Consider the following 18,438-nt stretch of genomic DNA (forward strand, 5'->3'; position numbering starts at 1 on the left):
ATTTAATATTGACAGGTTTAGTCCTTTAACAGGAATAATTCCTCCATCACTAAAATAAAAATAAGCAGAAACATGCTTAATAATTAAACGATCTTGTCGTGATAACCAGCTTAAAATCTGTCTTGAGTTTTCAGGGGTCATTTTATCCGCATTAATAGTATTGGTACTGATACCATCAATACTCCAACGACCCTCTTTTTCTCTTAGCGTTAAATGCACCTCATCAAGATACAAAATGCCAGGTTGTATCTGCCAATTCCAAACCGATTTAAATAAATTAATACCTACGAGTAACTTATTTAAACGAAGAATTTTCTTTGAATCGTCAATAACAGTAACTTGTTTTAATTTAAGAACTGGTTGAAACCAATACCAACTGGTCTCCATTGTTTCAATAGTTACTGGTAACCCAAGGAGAAATGATAAATGATGCTCTATATCCCCTTTATATTGTTTAGCCCAAGGGGTTAACGAACGAAAAATGCTGGAAAAAACAGCCATAAGAATAATTAGGATGGCGACTATCATCCAAAATTTCTTTAATATCTTATTCACTGTATTCGCTTTAATTACACATTAATTTTATTACTATACCATTGCTTTTATGCATACTCACCCTTTTCTTTCTGTTCTCTCTGTTGCAGACTATACAACATAACCTTCTTCACGCATTTTTGCCAGTTTATAACGTAAAGTTCGTTCACTAACCCCAAGTAAAGCAGCAACTTTTTGTCTATTCCCTTCATTTTCTGACAAAGTTTTTTCAATTAATTCAAATTCATGAATTTGCAGATTTTTACTATTGGCAACAGAATTTGTTTCTAGAACTATTGTAGACGTTGTTGATAAATGTAAATGTTCTGACTCAATAATCCCTTGTGTTTGCAAAACCAAAGCTCGCTGAATCACATTATCTAACTCACGTGCATTTCCAGGCCACAAATAGTCGAGCATTAATTTTTGCGCAGCAGAGCTAATTACTGGCACAATAGGTAGCTTATGACAATGTTTACGAATTAAATAATTAGCCAAGGGAATAATATCATTGATTCGCTCCCTTAAGGGATGCCATTGTAGAGGAAAAATATTTAAACGATAAAATAAATCTTCGCGAAAGCGCCCCGCTTGAACTTCATCTTTAAGTTGTCGATTCGTAGTGGCGATAATACGAACATCCAAGCTAATCGTTTTATTAGAACCAATCCGTTCTACTTCTTTCTCCTGAAGAACACGTAGTAATTTAGCCTGTAAACTTAAAGGCATTTCACTCACTTCATCCAGAAGTAAAGTACCGCCTTGCGCTTGTTCAAATTTTCCCGGGGTTGATTTATATGCCCCAGTAAATGAACCCTTTTCATAACCAAATAAGGTTGCTTCCAACATTTGTTCAGGAATCGCAGCACAATTAATTGCAATAAAGGTTTGTTTTTTACGCGAAGAATGATCGTGGATGAAATGAGCTAAGACCTCTTTACCCGTACCACTCTCACCGCTAATCATCACACCGACATCGGATTGAGCAACTTTCATTGCCATAGACAATAATGCCTGGCTTTTAGGATCCTGAGCTATTGGCTCTCCAGTATCTGCATCTAATTCAACTTTAATAAATTGATTAATTTTCTCGATTAATGCTTGAGCGCTAAAAGGTTTCTGTAAATAATCAACCGCACCGCGACGCATGACATCCACTGCATCTTGAACTGAACCATAGGCAGTCATCAAAATTACAGGTAATCCGGGTCTTTTTCGTTGAATGCCATCTAATAATTGATTTCCATCCATTTCATCCATTCTGATGTCTGATAACACTATTGCTGGACTATGCAGCTCAAGCAAAACCAAAGCCTCCTTACCATCTTTAGCAGTGATGTAGCTATGACCGGCAATAGTCATTGTTTCCGCTAATGCTTCTCTTAGTACTGGATCATCCTCGACAATTAGAACATGACTCATCTCAAAGTCCCTTGTTTATACTAATGTTATCATTTGACCAACGAGTTAGGGTAAATACAAATGGATCTGTGTGCCTACCCCCTCCATAGACTCTAGGCCCACTCGGCCACCGTGAGCTTTTACTACTGCATAAACAACTGCCAAACCTAAACCTGTACCCTTGGCTTTCGTTGTATAAAAAGGTGAGAATGCCATATTTTTCACTTCTTCCGACATTCCTTTTCCATTATCCTCTACTGATATTTGTATACCGGAATTATCCATAGATGCAAGAGTTAAATAAACTTCTGTGGCTTCAGATTGTATGGCGTTAATTACTAAATTTAAAACAGCACCAATTAAAGATTCACCGTGAATTATTCCTTCACGGGTAAGTAACTGATTATTGACCTGAAATAAAACAGCGCCTGAGGTAACATAGGGATGCGCTCGCTGAATTAATTGTGAACACCAATAATCCATATCCATACGTGCTGGCTCTATAGTAGTACCTCGGGCAAACAACAATAAATCTTGGATTTGCTGTTCAATACTGGTATGACATTCTTTCAGCCTGCAAATCCAGTTCTGCACATGCATCGCCATATCAGGAAGATTATTTAAGTGATCTGCATATAACATGGCGGAAGCCAATGGTGTTCTGATTTGATGTGCTAATTGTGCTGTCATTGTTCCAATAGAGACTAAACGCTGTTCATTTTCTTTAGCTTTTTCATAGTCTCGAGTGGCAGTAATATCAGTTAAACTAATTAAAATACCGGGTAAACTATCAAGGGTAGCAATAGCTACGTGCACACGCCGTCCATCGGCTAAAGAAACCTCATGCCCATCATCTGCGCGTGGGGTAAAAGCACGTAAAAGCACATCTAACCACAATGAATCAAGCAAACCATAACCTAACATTGCCTCAGCGCTAGGGTTGAGCCAAACAATACGCCCTTGAGAATTAATGATTACTAAAGCAGTAGGCAAGCTGGACAAAATATCCCATTCGGAGAAAGAGATTTGTGGTCTTACTGCACATGTTTGGTAATTTGAATAATTCATATTGGTGTCATGATTATACGGATAACAATGACTGTATCAAATTTTATTATGAAATGAAAATGCTTTTAAAATCAGTGAATTAATTAATTGTTAAGCTACTTTTCAATAAGCACGAACACTATTATCTCCTGCGCAGTGGGAGATAACGCTTGCCTTACTGATGTGAGTCTTCATCTAGCTTTCGCAAAAAAGCAAGTTTTTCAGCAATTTTAATTTCCAAACCGCGTGGAACAGGTTGATACCAGTCAGTTTTGTTCATTCCCTCTGGAAAATAATGTTCGCCTGCTGCATAAGCATGCGGCTCATCATGAGTATAACGATATTCTTGACCATATCCTAATTTTTTCATTAAACGCGTAGGAGCATTGCGCAAATGAATCGGCACTTCTCTTGATTTATCCTGTTTTACAAAAGCCATTGCCTGATTAAAGGCCACGTAACCAGCATTACTTTTCGCAGCAACAGATAAATAAACAACGGCCTGAGCCAAAGCCAACTCCCCTTCAGGCGACCCCAATCGCTCATAAGTTGCGGCTGCATCATTAGCAATTTGTACTCCACGAGGATCGGCTAAACCAATATCTTCCCAAGCCATTCTCACGATTCGTCTTACTAGATAATGAGGATCGACCCCACCATCCAACATGCGACATAGCCAATACAATGCTGCATCAGGATCAGAACCACGCACCGATTTATGCAATGCGGAAATTTTATCGTAAAAAAATTCACCACTTTTATCAAAGCGTCTTGCATTTTGGGTCAATGAATTAATGACAAACTCTTTATCCACCTGAGCAATCTTCAAGGCACTGCATGCCGTGTGTAATTGTTCGATGTAATTTAATAGTCTTCTCGCATCACCATCAGCATAATCAATAATGATTGCTATTGCAGCCTCATCAAATGGAACCGCGGATAAAATTTCTTTATGAGCCTTTTCGAATAATTGTTTTAATTCCTTATTAGTCAATGGCTTTAATGTATAAACTTGGGCCCGTGAAAGTAATGCAGAATTGACTTCAAACGATGGATTTTCGGTAGTAGCGCCTATAAATGTAATTAAGCCTGATTCAGTATAAGGTAATAACGCATCTTGTTGTGCTTTGTTAAAACGATGAATTTCATCAATAAATAATATAGTGTGTTTGCCTTGAGCTAAATTGTTCTCTGCCTGCTCCATCGCTGCACGAATGTCTTTAACTCCAGAAAAAACTGCCGAAAGTGCAATCCATTCACAGGCAAAAGCTTCTGCTGCAATTCTGGCTATGGTGGTTTTACCAACTCCGGGAGGTCCCCATAAAATCATAGAATGAAGCTTCTGGCTTATAAAACTTAGTCGCAGAGGTTTGCCCTCCCCTAACAGATGTCTCTGCCCAATTACATCATCTATATGCATGGGGCGTAAACGCTCTGCCAACAGCGGAGAGGGTTTTTTCATGGCCTCGCTCATTGCTGCACCACATCAACCCCTTTAGGTGGTTTAAATTGAAATAAAGCAGATGCTAATTTAGGATTTAACTTGGACTGTACTAACTGTACTGAAGTTATTTGACCCAATTGGTCATATAATTCCAAGCCAATTAAAAAATTCTGGTGAAAAATTAACTTAATACGTTGAAAATTAGCTTTGGCTGATTTTGATTTCAAATCAAAAATCAGATTATCGCTAGAGCCACTTTGAGTAACGGTAAAATCCCGGGTTACCGTATCATCATAACCACTTAAAAATAAAGCAGCAGTGCCCCCTAAGCCTTTTTGTTGCTTTTTAACGGTTACTTGCTCTAAATCAGTATCATAAACCCAAATACGTTGACCATCCGCGATCATTAGTTGTGCCATCGGATCCTTGGTTTGCCAACGAAAACGTCCGGGGCGTTGCAAAGCCATGGTACCTGATGAACGCGATACTACATGAGAATGTGCCTTAACCACCTGATTAAAACTGGCGGTCATTGAACGAATAGAATTCAGCTTACCCTGCAATACTTGCTCAGGCGTTTCGCTAAATACCCCTGTAGAAAAACTTAAAAGTGCGGCGAGTAGTATTTTTTTCATATTTAATCCTCAGTTACTGAGTTCACCAAAACATCTCTATAACCGCCTGATAATGGACCCACAATTCCAGTACGTTCCATTTCCTCAACAATTCTGGCTGCACGGTTATAACCAATTTTCAATCGTCGTTGTACTGCAGAAATGCTCGCTTTGCGCGTTTGAACCACAAATTCCACTGCTTGATCATAAAGAGGATCTTCATCTTCTGTTTGTCCTTCTTCATCAAATCCCCCTTCACCCCCATCACTTGTCATTTGTAAAATATCATCTAAATAATCAGGTTCACCGCGAGCACGCCAATCATCAGCAATACGATGTACTTCTTTATCGTCAACAAATGCGCCATGAACGCGCAGAGGAGCACCACTTCCTGGAGCAAGATACAACATATCACCATGCCCTAATAATTGCTCAGCACCCTGCTGATCCAGTATAGTACGAGAATCAATTTTTGATGAAACTTGGAATGAGATTCTTGTAGGAATATTTGATTTAATTAGCCCAGTTAATACATCCACAGAAGGACGTTGGGTTGCGAGAATCATGTGAATTCCGGCTGCACGCGCTTTTTGAGCAATACGGGCTATTAATTGTTCTACTTTCTTGCCAACAACCATCATCATGTCAGCAAGCTCATCAATTACAACGACCACATAAGGTAATGGTTCCAACAATGGTGCTGTTTTATCCATCGAATCTATTGGCTTCCATAATGAATTACTCAAAGGCTTACCATTAGCAATCGCTTCCGTTACTTTGGCATTAAATCCCGCCAGATTTCTTACACCCAAAGAAGCCATCAATTTATAACGTCGCTCCATCTCTTCAACACACCAACGTAAAGCGCTTGCCGCCTCTTTCATATCAGTAACTACTGGAGTTAATAAATGAGGAATGCCATCGTAAACAGACAATTCCAACATTTTCGGATCTACCATAATTAAACGTACCTGATCAGGCGTTGCCTTAAACAAAATACTCAAAATCATCGCATTGATACCTACAGATTTACCGGAGCCAGTCGTTCCAGCGACCAATAAATGTGGCATTTTAGCTAAATCAACGACTACTGGATGACCTGCAATATCAACACCTAAAGCTAACGTTACTGGGGAAAGTGCCTGTTGATAAACATCTGCTGATAAAACGTCAGACAAACGAACTATTTGGCGTGACTGATTAGGTAATTCCAAACCCACTACAGTTTTTCCGGGGATCACTTCAACAACCCGCACTGAAATTACGGATAACGAACGAGCTAAATCTTTGGCTAGCGCAGTTAGTTTACTTACTTTAACTCCAGCAGCTAATTGCAATTCAAAACGAGTAACCACCGGACCTGGATGCACCGCAACCACATCAGCTTGAATACCAAAATCTAGCAAATGCTGCTCTAAATCCCGCGATACATTCTCTAATTCCTGATGAGTATATCCACCCATAGGTTTTCCAGGAATTCCTTTGTCCAACAATTCTAATGCGGGTAAAGTTCCTGGCTGATGCAGTTTAGGTGCTCGAATTTCTTTGGTTTCTCGTGAAGAAACTGGAACCACTATTGAAACAGATTTGGCCTCTTCTGGTTTTACTTTGTTAATGCCCAAACTTTTCTTTTCTTTCTCCTGTTCTTTTTCTTGCTTCATTTTTTTATTAAAAAATTTGTTCTTTAACCGTTCATGGGTAGGTTGAGGCAGAGAAACATGTGCAGCTTGATGTGCTTTATAACGTGCTATACCTGCATGACTCAAATGAATTACTTTTTTTAAAACGACGTACACTTTATTTCCAAGAAATAAAGAATAAAAGCCACTCAATTCAATTGCACTAAACCAGGACAACCCAGTAAACCAGCTAATGCCTACTAAAAACAGGGCTAATAAAACTAAAGTTGCTCCATGTACATTTAAGAGATGGTACCAGCTACTACCAACTGCTTGACCGATGATTCCACCCGGTCCATGCATGCTATCTAATTGATGTAATTGTGACTCAAAACTTAACAACCCGCAGCCACCAATAATCATCAAAATGAATCCGGCAATACGAACTACCAAAATATGCTTGTTAAGAGCATTTAGAGTTCGCAAATCACGTAAAAAAGATCCTGCCATATAGACAATAGTAATAGGTAACAAATAGGCAAGATATCCAAATGTAAAATAAAGTGCATCAGCGATATAAGCACCTACCTGCCCACCAGAATTAATAATCGCTGAACGCGTATTTGTGGTATGTGACCAACCTGGATCATTTAATTGATAACTCATCAATGATAAAAGTACAAACAGCGCCCCCGTCAATGTGAGTATAAAACTACCTTCACTAATCCGTTTAACAATAAAATTTGGCATGGGCTTTTTAGGGGTTCCAGCCTTTCTTCCCGCTCGTTGTTTTGCCATAGGTATTTTCATAGGTTGGTTTATGTCGTAATATCCGACATCTTAACACAAAATATCAAAATATTAAGGAAGTCCGAAACGATGAGTGCAAGCAATCACCACCGCCTAATTATATTAGGTTCAGGACCAGCAGGTTACACTGCTGCTGTTTATGCTGCAAGAGCAAATCTTAATCCTGTTTTAATTACTGGTATGCAGCCAGGCGGACAGTTAACAACAACAACTGAAGTAGATAACTGGCCAGGTGATATTGAAGGACTACATGGTCCAGCACTTATGGAACGCATGCAAAAACATGCGGAACGCTTTGATACAAAAATTATTTTTGATCACATTGTTAAAGCTGATTTACTCCAAACACCATTTACGCTTCATGGGGACAGTGAACTATATACTTGTGATGCATTAATCATTGCTACAGGAGCTTCAGCACGTTATTTAGGTTTAGAATCAGAATCAGCTTATCAAGGCCGTGGTGTTTCTGCCTGTGCCACTTGTGACGGTTTCTTTTATCGTAATAAAGCAGTTTGTGTGATTGGCGGAGGTAACACTGCCGTTGAAGAAGCACTGTATTTATCAAATTTAGCTGCTTCAGTTACCTTGATTCATCGACGTGACAGTCTGCGTGCAGAAAAAATTCTTCAAGATAAATTGTTTGAAAAAACACGCAATGGCAACATCAAAATAATCTGGAACAGCACTTTAGATGAAGTCATCGGTGATGAAAGAAAAGTCCTAGGCGCTAGAATTCGTAATTTACAGAATAATTCGACTGAATTATTGACAGTTGACGGTGTCTTTATTGCAATTGGACATACTCCAAATACGGGATTGTTCGTAAATCAGCTTAAAATGAATGATGGTTACATCAGCATTAAATCAGGGCTAGAAGGTATGGCTACCAGTACCTCGATTCCTGGGGTATTTGCCTGTGGTGATGTTGCTGATCACGTGTACCGTCAAGCAATTACTTCTGCAGGTTTTGGGTGTATGGCCGCCCTGGATGCTGAGCATTATTTGGATTTGGATTTGCAATAATATTCTTTCCTCCAAATGAGATTGATTCGTTTAACAATAATGTGCTTAGAAATACCTGCAATGTTAGCCTGTATCCTAGCCACCGTTAACGGTGAGTATATGTCCAGGAGAATATTTTGATTGTTAGAGGAGATGATTGCTGTTCATAAATTATTGCCTACTATTTAACTGCAAATTGTTTATTACGGTTTAATATTTTTAACATAATATCCTTACCCATCGCCTCTATCATCTTCATAAATAATGGTGGTTTTCTAACTTGCATAGCCCCAATATATATATTCTACAGGTTCCCGAGCATGTATAGTGGTGCTTGCATTACCGTCACTAAAATAACTCATTTCATCAATGAAATGATAATGTCCTAACTCAAGAATTGAATCATGTATATAGACCTGTCCTTTAGTAATTAACATCAATGTTTTTACAGGCTTATCTTTTTCTAAAATTATTTGATCGTATGCAACTTTTTTATGACCTAATTTAATAAGACGTAAAAAATCATTGTTTTGCATCGTATCAAAAAATATTTTTTTTATTTCTTGGAGCTCTTCACAAATACGAATCAAAAGAACTTTTCTGCAACTCAAGCTAAAAAGTGTTTAAACTATAGAAGATCGCTTTGGAGCTTTCAATCCATAAATTTGAGAACTATGCTAAATACTAAAAAAAGCAAATATGTTTTACATAGTCCTACATAAAACTGGTATGTGATTACAGTCAGATTTATTTTGCATAAACTGCTTTTTCAACTTTGATCTAGAATAGAATCCTCCCTTAGAGACTAATAAAACTGGTGAGTTTTTTGAGGACTTTTCAATAATTGGCGTCTTTTGAAGCACTTCACATAATTCCTTCGCATAGAATTTTTGTGCAGAATCTAAGGCCTTTTTACATAATTTAGGAGAAGTTTTTAAAGCAAAAACATCTTTTTCTTGTAGATAATCTATAAGCCTATTCGTATTACCATCCTCCCAGCTTAAACCAGAAGTTAAAACATCAGTATCACTATTTTCATGATGGATTAATACTATTTTACTTTTAATTGGCGGTATGACCATTTGCTCCATGACGCTCAACCCACCACCTCGGGTGACAACACAATTACTACGCGCGAACATTGGAGCCATTTCAACATCTGTCTGATAACCTAAGCAAATAATTTTCTTATTGATTTTGGCCTGCTCTTCACTTGGGTAAGTAGAAATAAGTTTATCTATTCGATTAGCAATCTCTTCGTTTAAACCACCAAAAACAAAAATATGATCATATCCATCTTCTAATAAATGCTCTATGTAATCAGCAGAAGCATGAGCGGCTAAAGAACCTAGCAAAATGGAGGCTACCCTTTCACCTGCTTTAATTTCTATATTTTTTTTAGCAAAAGACTCGTCTTTGGCATGATCCCTATAAGTTAAGACCTGAGACCTAGTACTATCAATATAATCAATTAAAGTTTCCTCCTTAAAAGCTGCACGAACCATAGGATTTTGTTTGGGATCTACATGATGAACCCCTTTAAATCCATGCTTAGCACCAAAATAAGCCGCTTTGAGTGGCTCACTTATATATACGATGTATAAATCGATCAACTGGCGATGCTCTAAACTTAAATTTTCTAAATTATCCATATAATGAGCACAACCTAAAGAAGGAATATCAGTCAAATACTGAGCAATACTAATTGGTGGATAAGAGGTACCCTGTGTTGCATTAAAGTTGGGCAAGAACGAATTATTATAAAACAAAACAGCATCACATATAGATTTTAAAGATAAGGCTTGGGTTGAAATAATTTGAGTATAAGGACTGGCATTTTGCGCTGCGCTTATAAGCTGATGATATATTTTTTTAAAGACATATAGATCATTATGGTCTTGTACTGATCGTTGATAAGCAGACATGAATGTTATATTTTTGGCAGTAAGACTTAAATATGCAGCATTATAATATGCTGAATATTCATAACCTTCTGGATAAAGATCCAAAAGCATATCCACATAAGGACGATATCGTCCTTGTTCTACATCATTTTTAACTTCTATTTCTTGTCGTTGTAATTTGGCCATCTGCCCCCAATAAGTGTTATAACTAGGCATAGACGGAACACCAAACAAAGGCAATATTTTATTAATTATTCCACCTAGAATAGATAAAGATCCAGCCCATACTCCAAAACGAATCGCATGTCCGCTAAAAGAAAGAAAATGCTTTTTATAAAGTATTGCCTTATGTTGTAAAATCACGACATTAGGATTTTTTAGTCTTAGCTCATTAATAATTCCATTTGCCGCAGAAATATGCCCTGTTCCACCACTACATGCAAGGATTAATGGTTTTTCCGGAACCAATAATGCTTGAGGCTCAATCTCATTCCTTTTATTACAATTTAAATTGTCTACAAGCATTTCTTTCATTTCTTTTGTAAATTTCTCTTTCAGCTTATTCAGAAAATAATCATGATTAGTACAGAACTTGTGATGTCCAACTTTCGCAATAAGTTTTCTGCGAGAAATAAAATGTGGACGACAATCTGATAAAGTAATCTCGTTAGTAGGTTTAAAATACATCTGCTCACGTTCCCCAAATTCACTCTGAAGTGATAATTCCTTTGTCGTTAATGCACTACCATTCTGCATTTTTTTCTTTATTATCTCTAATTGCTTATCAACCGATGAGGCTATTGAACTAAAATAATCATTGATAATCCCATCATACGTTTGATTTTTATCATTACGGATAAGAGAATAAATTTTATCTTGAGCAGGAATTTCATCCCATGCCTTTTCGGCGTTAACATGCCATCCCCCTAACCAAAGGATGGGGGTAGTAATGACATAAGTTAAGCCTGCAATAAAAAATCGAAGATAAGTTAAAGGATTCCACCAATTTGCTGTTTGTATCTCTGGTGCGATGCTTCCAAAAAACAAAAGAGGTAAAGATCTAAAGGAACGTTCATTATTCAGTTTGACTTTGAAATTTTGACGATGTAGTTGTGCTGCAGCAAGTGTGGCAATTGCTCCTCCTCCACACATCCCATCAAGACAAATATTCTCAGCTTTAGCCCCAAGTTCTATAAGTCGCTCTGTGTGAGCTAATATGTCATTAATCATATCTTGCGCAGTCCAGACCATTTGACGGCTTAAATCTACTTCCCTGTAATTGAAACTAATGGCTGTAGCGTTTAGATAAGTAGCAGTATACTTCAAATCTTTAAGCCAATTAATATAATTTTGATCTCGAGCAAGACAAGTAATAACAAATTTACGTTCAAATATAGGCTTGAACTCTTCATTTGGCCCAATAACTTCAACCGAATCAAGTTCTGAATTATCTACAGTTTTTACTGTAAAGAACTCAATATGAGAACTATGCTTTTCATTATAAGTTATTGACCCGTATTTTTTATGTAATTGCTCATAAATGTAACCTCGCATTTTAGCATCTAAGAACTCCATTCCTTTAAAATGAATATGGGACCAATCAAAAGTTCGTCCTTCACAGTGTTTTTTCGTAGATCTACCTCTAATTAATTTATCAACTTCTTCTAAGATATTATCAACGTGTTGTTTATCACTAGCATGATCATAGTGAAGCTTGTTTCTCAAGTTAGGAGAAATAAAAGGAAATGTTAAGAGAAAATCATTAAACCATTTAAACTTAGATTTTCTTTTAAAATTGATAACAATTATATCATCATTCCTATCTTCACTTACTTTGGCTAAATGGATAGAATATTGCTTTGGAATCGATCTCGGATTAAGTATGATGTATATAATCATCCGTGCAAAAGGTAAAGAAATAATTTTGGAAGGTAGTTTCAAGAAAGCTCTTATAAAATTCCCAGCCCGTTCCCTAAAAGTTTTTTTCTTGGGTGTCAAAACGTAATAATTATTATTTTTATCCATGTAAATTCTCTAAAAAATCGAGATAAACTGATTATATGTGCTAATTCTTAACAAATTATTAAGATCTTCTTTGGCGCAATTACAAATCAGGGCAAACGCATCTAATAGTACAACGTAAAAACAAAATGCCTACCTTCCGTGCTTTACGCACGGGATCCAGAACCAATCTTGATGAGAAATTGTATGGTTGCCGTGCATAAAACGGCACGTAGGCAAAAAACGAGGTTTTTTATGCTCAAAAATTAGATGTGTTTGCCCTGATTACAAATAATGTAACCCCCTAAAAACAATAAATTCGGGCATGGATAGATTTTATGATTGGTAACCCCGAATTAAATTGAGTTTCCTATGGACCGCTTCAATCAGAGTATAATCAAATAATTCACTGACAATTTTTTTCAAAGTATAAATTTTAATACAGGTTAATTGTCATTTTCTTTAGTTTAGCAGTATACTTGCATGAACCTTTTGTTTTCACTTTTTGAAAACTTTATTAATCAATTTGGTACATTACTGAGAGATATATGGCAAAAGAAGATCATTTAGAAATGGCTGGTACTGTTATAGACACACTGCCTAATACAATGTTTCGGGTTGAATTAGAAAATGGGCACATCGTCATTGCCCACATTTCTGGTCGTATGCGTAAAAACTACATTAGAATTCTTACTGGCGACAAAGTTAAGGTTGAGTTAACTCCCTATGACTTATCTAAAGGTCGTATCATATTCCGCGATAAAAACTAACTTATAGATTACAGATAGCCTAAGCTTCATTTCACGTTTAGAATAAAAAACTACCTGCGAGAAACTATTCTCGCGGGCTGGAAGATCATAGCGCCTCGAAAACAGCAGCAGCCCCCATACCAGTACCGATGCACATAGTAACCATACCGTATCGACCATTAACTCGCTGCAAACCATGTAATAAAGTTGCCGTTCTAATTGCTCCTGTTGCTCCCAACGGATGACCTAAAGCAATAGCTCCACCTAGGGGGTTCACTTTATCACGTGGCAAATCCAGCTCTTTAATTACTGCTAACGCCTGGGCAGCAAAAGCTTCATTAAGTTCTATCCAATCTATTTGATCCAAAGTAAGACCCGCACGTTTTAATGCAACTGGAATCGCTTTAATAGGACCTATTCCCATAATAGCGGGTGGCACACCCTCCACAGCATAACTTAATAAACGCCCCATGGGTTCTAAATTATAGTTTCGTACCGCTTCTTCACTTGCTAATAACGCAATACCTGCACCATCACTGGTTTGCGAACTATTCCCTGCAGTTACTGTGCCTCGAGCATCAAAAACCGGTTTTAATTTAGAAATAACATCATAAGAAGTATCTGCGCGTGGACCTTCATCCTCACTAACCAGCTTTTTCTTTTCAATAGTTGTTAAATTAGTTAAGTCAGGCTGTCTTATAGTAATTTCTATAGGACAGATTTCGGCTTTAAAATTTCCTCGTGATTGTGCGGCTATTGCCTTTTTATGGCTTTCAGCAGCGAATTCATCTTGTTGTTCTTTGCTAATTTTCCATTGTTTCGCTACATTTTCTGCAGTAATACCCATCCCATATGCAATGGCAATATGTTCATTATTGAATATCGAAGGATTTGCAGTATATTTGTTACCCCCCAAAGGCACCATGGACATGCTTTCAACACCACCAGCAAGAGCCAAATGCATTTCGCCACTACGAATAGATGCCGCAGCAGTTGCAATACTTTGTACTCCAGAAGAACAAAAACGATTAATGGTCATTGCAGGAACAGATTGAGGCAAATCCGCAAGTAAAGAAGCGATGCGTGCTACATTCATTCCCTGCTCAGCTTCTGGCATAGCGCAGCCAATTACTACATCGCCAATTTCTTCCCAATCAACTAAAGGATGACGATTTACTAAAGCTCTAATGATATGTGCTAATAAATCATCAGGTAGAGTATGCTTAAAAATGCCACGAGGTGCTTTACCCACTGGCGTACGTAGTACATCAACCATATAGACGTTAGTCATTTGTTAAAGTTCCTTATGCCAAACTATGAAATTTAATTACGTAACGGTTTGCCAGTTTCTAATAAATGACTAATCCGCGCTTGTGTTAATGGGGTCGAGGCCAGGGTAATAAATGCTTCACGCTCCAATTTTAACATCCAGGCTTCATCAACAACGGTTCCTTGATTGAGATTTCCACCACAAAGCACTTTTGCTAATTCAGTAGCAAGAAAATAATCGTGTTGAGAAATAAAACCACCCTCTAACCAATTTACCAAACCTGCTTGCAACTTAGCTTGCCCTTCAATTCCAGCAACTTTAAAATGTTTTTGTAAAGTGGGCAGATAGTTTTCAGCATGCATTAACTTAATTTTAGCTAAGGCTGCATAAAGTACTTCATCCGCATGCATCACATAGGTATCGGAATTACGTAAATACCCCATTAGTAGTGCTTCAGCGGCAGAACCAGCTACTTGGGCTTTTGCAATTTGTTGAAAATAGCTCTGTATCGCCGTCATTAATTCAGCATGAGGTATGGATGCAGCACGCATAGCCATTTCTTTACAGCCACCACCCGCTGGAATAACACCAACTCCTGCCTCTACTAAACCAGGATAAGATTCGAAGGCTGCTACTACCGCGCCACACTGCATTATTAACTCACAACCTCCGCCCAAAGCACGCCCTCTTAATGCAGCTACCGTAGGGATCGAACTGTACTTTAAGCGCAGGGCTACTTGTTGAAATTGTGCAATCATCCCTTCCAAAGTCTTCATTTTGTTATCTTGAATTAATTTTAAAACACCTCTTAAATCAGCGCCTGAACAAAAATTAGATGCATCATGTTGATACACAATTAATCCACGACATTGCTTTTCTGCAGTTTCTAATGCGGTTTCCAGTCCATCAAGAACAGCTTGACCGACAGTATTTGCTTTGCTTTTAAAGTTAACTACAGCAACATCATCCAGTAAATGCCACAAGCACACGCCTTCATTCTCATAAATAACTGGTGTAGAACGTACTACTTCTTTAATTACATGATCAGGAAAAAATTGACGTTTATAAACTGATAACTCACTTCGTGATTGATGTTTATTTTGTTGAGGCGAATAAGCACCTTCATGTGTATAAAACGCCTTGAGCTTAATCAGCCATCCTGGTAATTCAGCAGAGCTAAGTGCTGTTTGGTCTTTAATTGCATGATTAATAAAATGAGTCATTTTCGTCAAATCAGCTAATTGCCACGTCTCAAAAGGCCCCTGCATCCAACCAAAACCCCAACGAATAGCTAAATCCACATCGCGAACAGTATCAGCAATTTCCTCTAGATGATAAGCACAATAATGGAATAAATCTCTGAAACAAGCCGCTAAAAATTGTGCCTGTTTATTATCAGATATCATCAGATTGTGCATACGGGACACTGGATCTGAATTACTCATAATCGCTTTTAACTCATCACTGACTTCTGTTTTTGCGGGACGATACGTTGCAGACTGAACATCATAGACTTCAATAATTTTACCATTTTTTCTATAAATTCCCTGACCGGATTTTTGTCCTAAGTGACCCTCTTTAATTAAGCCAATTAACCATTCAGGTAATTTAAAACTATGATGCCAAGGATCTTCTTGCAGATGCTGTTGCATGGTATGCACCACATGTTGCATGGTATCCAAACCAACGACATCCATAGTACGGAATGTTGCAGATTTAGGTCTACCTAATAAAGGACCCGTTAATGCATCAACTTCATCCAATCCTATCTTCATAGCAGCAGCATGATGTAATGTGGTGAGTAATGAAAATACGCCAATACGATTTGCAATAAAATTTGGTGTATCCTTTGCTCTTACAACTCCCTTACCTAAATAACTGGTTAACCAGCCTTCCAGATTATCGACTAATTTCTTATCAGTAGTTTTTGCAGGAATAAGTTCAGCTAGATGCATGTAACGAGGCGGATTAAAAAAATGCACACCACAAAAATTAGTTCTGTGTGCTTCAGGCAAAACAGTGCATAAAGAATTAATACTTAATCCTGAAGTATTACTTACAAGAATAGAACGATCAGTTAGATATGGAGAAATACGCTTATATAAATCCTCTTTCCAATCCAAACGTTCAGCGATTGCTTCAATAATTAAATTGCATGATGTTAACTCCGCTAAATTTTGCTCATAATTTCGGGCGTGTAATAAAGTCGCTGTTTGAGCAGTTGCGAGAGGAGCTGGTTTTAGCTTCACTAAATTTGCGATTGCCTTATCGACCAGGGCATTCGGAGCACCCTCTTTAGATGACAGATCGAACAATAAAGTTTCTATGCCTGAATTCACACAGTGTGCTGCTATTTGCGCACCCATAACTCCTGCACCGAGAACTGCAACTTTTTTTATGAAAAAAGGTTCTTGCGTCATATATCCCTCCTTGCAAATAAATATAAATATGAACCCCGCACACACATTGCGGGTTGAGGTATTAAATTGCCAATTGAGTCAGGTGCTTTAGGATAAATTAAAACGGATGCCTTGAGCTAAAGGCAATTCATTACCCCAGTTAATGGTATTAGTTTGTCGACGCATATAAGCCTTCCAGGAATCAGAACCTGATTCACGTCCCCCACCTGTCTCTTTTTCTCCCCCAAATGCACCGCCAATTTCCGCGCCCGAAGTACCAATATTAATATTGGCAATACCACAATCACTGCCCCAAGCGCTTAAAAACCGTTCTGCATGATTTAAATTTTGCGTGAATAGTGCTGAAGAAAGACCCTGAGGAACGCCATTCTGTAACTCAATAGCCTCATCTAGAGTACGGTACGACATCACATATAAAATAGGAGCAAAAGTCTCCTCTTGCACCACACTCCAATTATTTTTTACGTTCGAGACTAAAGTAGGTTGCACAAAAAATCCGGATTGATTTAACACTTCCCCACCAAAAATAATTTGGCCACCAGCCTCTTTGATGCGGGTAATAGTTTTTTTAAATTGTTCTACCGCATGTTTATCAATTAAAGGCCCCATCAAATTATGATTATCTAAAGGATCACCAATAGTTATTTGTCCGTAAGCGAAACGCAACTTCTCAATAACAAAATCACAATGAGATTCAGGAACAAATAAACGTCGTGTGGTAGTACACCTTTGTCCTGCAGTACCCACAGCTCCAAAAACGACTGCAGGAATAGCTAGATGCAAGTCAGCAGACTCATCAAGAATAATTGCGTTATTACCGCCCAACTCTAAAATAGTCTTACCTAATCTGGCAGCAACCTTTGCAGCAACTTGTTTGCCTACAGGAGTTGAACCCGTAAATGAGATTAATGAAATACGTTTATCATTCACCATTGCATCAATCACTTCTTGATGTTGAGGAATGATTAAACTAAAGATTTCAGGACACTCATTTTTCTGCAGCACCTGATTACAAAGATGCTGAATGGCAATTGCACACAAAGGAGTCTTTTCTGAAGGCTTCCATAAAGTAACATTGCCACAAATCGCCGATAAAAAAGCATTCCAGGCCCAAACAGCAACTGGAAAATTAAATGCTGAAATAACACCAACAATACCGTAAGGATGCCACTGCTCATACATGCGATGATTAGGACGCTCCGAATGCATAGAATTTCCATAGAGCATGCGTGATTGACCCACTGCAAAATCAGCGATATCAATCATCTCCTGAACCTCTCCATCTCCTTCCTGTTTAGATTTACCCATTTCCAAAGAAACTAAGCTACCTAACAGATCTTTTTTTTCACGCAATAATTGACCAATTTGTCTAATTATTTCCCCGCGTTTTGGCGCAGGAACCTTTCTCCAAGCTTTAGCTGCACTTTGTGCATGAGTCATTACCTGCTCATAATCATCCAGAGTACAGGCTGATATCTCAGCAAGTTTATCCCCATTAGTAGGACTAAAAGAAACAAATGTACGTTTGTGAATTGCACTGAGCCAACCTTGACCACTAAAAGCACCTGCGTTGATGTCTTCAATTTGTAATTGTTTTAATAATTCCACAAATAACTCCTT

The 18,438-nt window shown here is 37.9% G+C and carries 12 protein-coding genes and 1 pseudogene; 2 read left to right on the forward strand and 11 right to left on the reverse strand.

Annotated elements, in window-relative coordinates:
* The 6 genes and pseudogenes from WA877_RS04905 to WA877_RS04930 all read right to left on the reverse strand — a co-directional run.
* Nucleotides 1-555, reverse strand: a pseudogene (locus WA877_RS04905) (YhdP family protein); the annotation flags it as partial.
* 90 nt (nucleotides 556-645) lie between these two features.
* Nucleotides 646-1,956: a sigma-54-dependent transcriptional regulator gene (locus tag WA877_RS04910; protein ID WP_425169819.1), complete on the reverse strand. Its 1,311-nt coding sequence runs from the start codon at nucleotides 1,954-1,956 to the stop codon at nucleotides 646-648.
* 45 nt (nucleotides 1,957-2,001) lie between these two features.
* Nucleotides 2,002-3,003 carry a sensor histidine kinase gene (locus tag WA877_RS04915; RefSeq protein WP_425169820.1) on the reverse strand — a complete coding sequence of 334 codons (1,002 nt, stop codon included), beginning with the start codon at nucleotides 3,001-3,003 and terminating at the stop codon, nucleotides 2,002-2,004.
* A 154-nt stretch (nucleotides 3,004-3,157) separates the two neighbouring features.
* The gene (locus WA877_RS04920; protein ID WP_425169821.1) at nucleotides 3,158-4,456 is read right to left on the reverse strand and encodes a replication-associated recombination protein A; all 1,299 of its coding nucleotides are present in this window, start codon (nucleotides 4,454-4,456) and stop codon (nucleotides 3,158-3,160) included.
* Nucleotides 4,453-5,061, reverse strand: coding sequence for an outer membrane lipoprotein chaperone LolA (gene lolA, locus WA877_RS04925; RefSeq protein ID WP_425169822.1), 609 nt, complete (start codon nucleotides 5,059-5,061; stop codon nucleotides 4,453-4,455). The genes WA877_RS04920 and lolA overlap by 4 nt, the downstream gene beginning before the upstream one ends.
* Nucleotides 5,062-5,063: 2 nt before the next feature.
* Nucleotides 5,064-7,457 (reverse strand): DNA translocase FtsK, encoded by a 2,394-nt coding sequence (locus WA877_RS04930; protein WP_425169823.1) that lies wholly within the window; start codon nucleotides 7,455-7,457, stop codon nucleotides 5,064-5,066.
* Nucleotides 7,458-7,538: 81 nt separating this feature from the next.
* On the opposite strand from WA877_RS04930, the gene trxB reads away from it, so the two are divergent.
* A complete protein-coding gene (trxB, locus tag WA877_RS04935) occupies nucleotides 7,539-8,495 on the forward strand; it encodes a thioredoxin-disulfide reductase (RefSeq protein WP_425169824.1) in 957 nt (318 codons plus the stop codon).
* Between the two features lie 254 nt (nucleotides 8,496-8,749).
* On the opposite strand, the gene WA877_RS04940 is transcribed toward trxB, so the two are convergent.
* Nucleotides 8,750-9,064 (reverse strand): hypothetical protein, encoded by a 315-nt coding sequence (locus tag WA877_RS04940; RefSeq protein WP_425169825.1) that lies wholly within the window; start codon nucleotides 9,062-9,064, stop codon nucleotides 8,750-8,752.
* A gap of 114 nt (nucleotides 9,065-9,178) precedes the next feature.
* Nucleotides 9,179-12,319 (reverse strand): protein SdbA, encoded by a 3,141-nt coding sequence (locus WA877_RS04945; protein WP_425169826.1) that lies wholly within the window; start codon nucleotides 12,317-12,319, stop codon nucleotides 9,179-9,181.
* A gap of 608 nt (nucleotides 12,320-12,927) precedes the next feature.
* Here WA877_RS04945 and infA point away from each other — a divergent pair.
* On the forward strand, nucleotides 12,928-13,149 hold the full coding sequence (gene infA, locus WA877_RS04950; RefSeq protein ID WP_425169827.1) for a translation initiation factor IF-1: 222 nt from the start codon (nucleotides 12,928-12,930) through the stop codon (nucleotides 13,147-13,149).
* A gap of 85 nt (nucleotides 13,150-13,234) precedes the next feature.
* Here the strand turns inward: infA and WA877_RS04955 are convergent, their stop codons facing one another.
* The 3 genes from WA877_RS04955 to WA877_RS04965 form a co-directional block, all read right to left on the reverse strand.
* Nucleotides 13,235-14,419, reverse strand: coding sequence for an acetyl-CoA C-acyltransferase (locus WA877_RS04955; protein ID WP_425169828.1), 1,185 nt, complete (start codon nucleotides 14,417-14,419; stop codon nucleotides 13,235-13,237).
* A 32-nt stretch (nucleotides 14,420-14,451) separates the two neighbouring features.
* A complete protein-coding gene (locus WA877_RS04960; protein WP_425169829.1) occupies nucleotides 14,452-16,818 on the reverse strand; it encodes a 3-hydroxyacyl-CoA dehydrogenase/enoyl-CoA hydratase family protein in 2,367 nt (788 codons plus the stop codon).
* Nucleotides 16,819-16,905: 87 nt separating this feature from the next.
* Entirely contained in the window at nucleotides 16,906-18,426 is a 1,521-nt protein-coding gene (locus WA877_RS04965; RefSeq protein WP_425169830.1) for an aldehyde dehydrogenase family protein, read from the reverse strand.
* Nucleotides 18,427-18,438 lie beyond the last annotated feature (12 nt).

It is taken from the genome of Legionella sp. (assembly GCF_049790535.1).
In the GTDB taxonomy this organism is placed as follows: Bacteria; Pseudomonadota; Gammaproteobacteria; order Legionellales; family Legionellaceae; genus Legionella.